The sequence below is a fragment of the Caballeronia sp. genome (assembly GCF_049581465.1).
GTDB lineage: Bacteria > Pseudomonadota > Gammaproteobacteria > Burkholderiales > Burkholderiaceae > Caballeronia.
This window is the reverse complement of sequence record NZ_JBAUSA010001273.1, coordinates 1-3,126: the sequence shown is the minus strand read 5'-3', so window position 1 is coordinate 3,126 and position 3,126 is coordinate 1. Positions and strand designations below refer to the sequence as shown.

Annotated in this window: 2 protein-coding genes; both read left to right on the top strand. The window is 58.4% G+C overall.

Translation table 11 applies throughout. From position 1 onward, the window contains the following. The coding region (locus WCA53_RS30885) for a hypothetical protein (protein ID WP_423920462.1) at positions 1 to 2,315 on the top strand (2,315 nt) is incomplete at its 5' end. Next, positions 2,312 to 3,126, top strand: an 815-nt coding sequence (locus tag WCA53_RS30880; RefSeq protein ID WP_423920459.1) for a hypothetical protein, incomplete at its 3' end; no start/stop codon positions are given. The genes WCA53_RS30885 and WCA53_RS30880, both read left to right, overlap by 4 nt.

The window sequence follows — 3,126 nt, the reverse complement described above, 5'->3', positions numbered from 1 at the left end:
GTGCAAACGCCCCCTTTGCCTGCGAAGATGGCGGTCAACACGCGGGAGTCAAGCCAACACCATTCGTGACGATGCCCACTGACTGCTCAGCCGGTCCTGAGACCGCCGTGTTGCGTGCCGACTCCTGGCAGGAACCTGGAAGCGTGTCCGAAGGCAAATACTCAGGATATGCCGAAGCTGAATCTACCCTGCCCGCGGCCACAGGTTGTGATCTGTTGCGTTTCAACCCCTCGATCGAAGTACACCCGAATACGCTACTTGCGGACGAACCCGTGGAATTGGCGATCGGCTTGCAGATACCGCTGAGTGAAACTCCGGAATCGACCGCCACGCCTCAGCTCCGCAACTCGACCCTGACGCTGCCGGAGGGCATGTCGATCTCGCCAGGGATAGTCGACGGCATCCAGGCATGTAATGAATTCGGCTCCGAAGGAATCAACATCACTGGCCCAGAATCGGAAGAAATTGGGGCCAGTGGGGAACTGCAATTGGCGGCAGGTCACTGCCCTGCCGCTTCTACCGTGGGGACGGCGGAAGCGATTACGCCTTTCCTGCCGATCCCGGTCAAGGGCCATGTCTATCTGGCGAGACCCGGGTGTGGCGGATCGGGCCAACCGGTCTGCACTGAGGAAGACGCGCGCGATGGAAGCCTGTACCGGCTGTATCTTGAACTTGGCGGTACTGGTGAACTCGCCGATACGGGGATACATTTCAAGGTGCCGCTTGAAACTCACGCGAACCCCGCCACCGGCCAGCTGACGACCACGGCTTCAGACACGCCTCAGGCGCCGTTCAGCGAATTGAGAATCCATCTGAATGGCGGTCCGCGAGCGCCGATCGACAATCCAGCGGCTTGCGAGCGCGCCATCACGACGGCGGATTTCACGCCGTGGAGTACGCCGGGAATTACTCCGGCGGGACTGGCGACGGCGGGCACCCCTGACGGTACGGCGCTGTCATACTTCGACGTCGAAGGCTGCGCGAGCCCACCGGCGCTTCATCCCGCCTTCGCGGCCGGGACCGTCTCTGCTCAGGCCGGCGCATTTACCTCTTTCACGATGAATATGACGCGTGAAGATCGTGAACAGTATGTGAAGGGCATTCAGGTACATACGCCCGCGGGTCTGCTGGGAATGCTTTCCAGGGTTCCGTTGTGCGGCGAACCGCAGGCCGACGCGGGTACGTGCCCGGAAAGCGCCAAGATCGGAACGACCCGAGTCGCATCGGGCGCCGGTTCGCACCCCTTTGAAATCGAAGGAGACGTCTATCTCACGGGGCCCTACAAAGGCGCGCCATTCGGCCTGAGCATCGTTACGCATGTCGTCGCCGGGCCCTTCAATCTGGGTCTGGTGGTGGTGCGAGCGAGGATCAACGTCGATCGCCAGACAAGCACGCTTACGATAACCACGGACGAAGCCGGTCCATACGCCGTGCCGCAGATCATCTTCGGCGTTCCGCTGCGTCTACGCAGGATCACGGTCGATATCGACAGGCCCAACTTCATGTTCAACCCGACGAACTGCGCGGCACAGAAGATCAGCGCATTGGTGTCTGGGGCTGAAGGCGCCGTGACCGAAGTGACGAGCCCATTCGCCGCAGGAGGGTGTAGAGCGCTGGCCTTCAAGCCCAGGTTCACCGTGAGCGTTGGTGGGCGAACCAGCCGCGCAAAGGGCGCCGGGCTTGATGTAAAGCTGTCGTATCCCGCAGGATCGGTGGGCAAGGAGGCGAATATCGCACGCGTCAAGGTCGACCTGCCAAAGCAACTTCCGTCGCGGTTGAGCACCCTGCAAAAGGCGTGTCCGGCGGCGACCTTTGAAGCGAATCCCGCCGACTGTCCCTCCGGTTCGATCGTTGGAATCGCGAAGGCCAGGACACCACTGTTGCCGGTTGGCCTAGTGGGGCCCGTCTACTTCGTGTCCCATGGAGGCGAAGAATTCCCCTCCTTGATTGTGGTGTTGCAAGGGGACGGAGTACGGGTCGATTTGACCGGGACGACCTTCATCAGCAAAGCCGGTATAACCAGTAGTGCATTCAAGACCGTGCCGGACGTGCCGGTCAGTACATTTGAACTGTATCTGCCGCAAGGCAAGGACTCGGCGCTTGCCGCAAACGGAGATCTGTGCACGGAGCAAAGCAAGCTGAAGATGCCAACAGAGTTTGTGGCGCAGAATGGCTTGGTCATCAAACAGAGCACGCAGATAACGGTGAGCGGCTGTCCAAGCAAAAAGAAGAGCGTGGTAGGAAAGTCTCGGCCACATGCCAGCGTTGCCGGAGCGAATGGAAGCGCACTACGCAGGGAGGACACAAGGAAATGAGCTTATACACAAAGTTTTTCGGTTTCCTGATCTCAATTCTCGCGACGAGTTCTTTGTTTGTCGCAGCAGCAAGCGCGCGCGCTGAAGCTCCTGTCAAGCTGATCCTTTCCAGCCATATCGGCGGGGAAGTCAATAAGACCACAAAAGGTGATGTCTGCACTGTCGTCTCCGGAGATGAATGCCAGCCAGGAAGTAGAGGCGGTGCTGCCGGTTCGTTCAGCTATCCGGAGAGTGTGGCGAGCGCTCCTTCTGGGAATATATATGTTGGCGACCAGGCGAATCATCGTGTTCAAGAGTTCACCGATGCTGGAGAATTCGTTCTGACGTTTGGCGAGGAAGTTAACGCGACTACCAAAGGCGACGTGTGTACGGAGGAAGAAATCAAAAATACAGGAGCGAGATGCAAGCCTGGTCTGGCCGGCGCCGTGGCTACCGCCCTTGACGATCCGCAGGACTTGATAGTTGACCCAATGACCGGCGATGTCTACGTGCTCGACTCTGAAAATTTTCGGGTTGATGAGTACACGTCGAGTGGTCAGCTTCTGCTGATGGTCGGCAAGGAAGTCAATGAAACCGAGGACCAGACATCTGGATCCGGTGAAGCTGAAAGGAATCTCTGTACTGCCGTTTCGAAAGATACGTGTAAGGCAGGCGTGGAGGGCTCAGCTAATAACAGTGAAAAAGGGGTCTTTGCATTTAATTATGCTGGCAATCTCTTGGGCAATCTCTTGGCAGTAAGTGGAGGAGCCGAACCGGAACGTGTGCTATATGTTGCGGACGAAGATCGGGTCCAGGAGATCTCCCCCGAAGG